Origin of the sequence: Pseudomonas sp. HY13-MNA-CIBAN-0226 (genome assembly GCF_040310305.1) — a bacterium.
GTDB classification, from domain to species: Bacteria; Pseudomonadota; Gammaproteobacteria; order Pseudomonadales; family Pseudomonadaceae; genus Aquipseudomonas; species Aquipseudomonas gregormendelii.
This window is the reverse complement of record NZ_JBEOPS010000677.1, coordinates 1-232: the sequence shown is the minus strand read 5'-3', so window position 1 is coordinate 232 and position 232 is coordinate 1. Positions and strand designations below refer to the sequence as shown.

Genomic DNA, 232 nt, shown 5'->3' with positions numbered 1-232 from the left:
CGCTCGCAGCGCGCAACTCCAGCGCCTATGCCTCCTTGCGCGCCATGCCCAAGCTGGGCCGTATGCCGTGCCTGGCCAACAATGAAGTGCGCCTGTTGATCAATGGCGATGCCACCTTCGGCGCGATCTTCGAGGCTATCCGTCACGCAAAGACCGCGGTGCTGTTCCAGTTTTTCATCATTCACGATGACGAACTGGGCCGCCAGTTACAGGCCCTGTTGAAGGAAAAAGC

General features: G+C 59.5%; 1 pseudogene. It reads left to right on the top strand.

The window, feature by feature from the left end:
• Window positions 1-232: pseudogene (locus tag AAEZ05_RS30395) on the top strand (cardiolipin synthase); the annotation flags it as partial.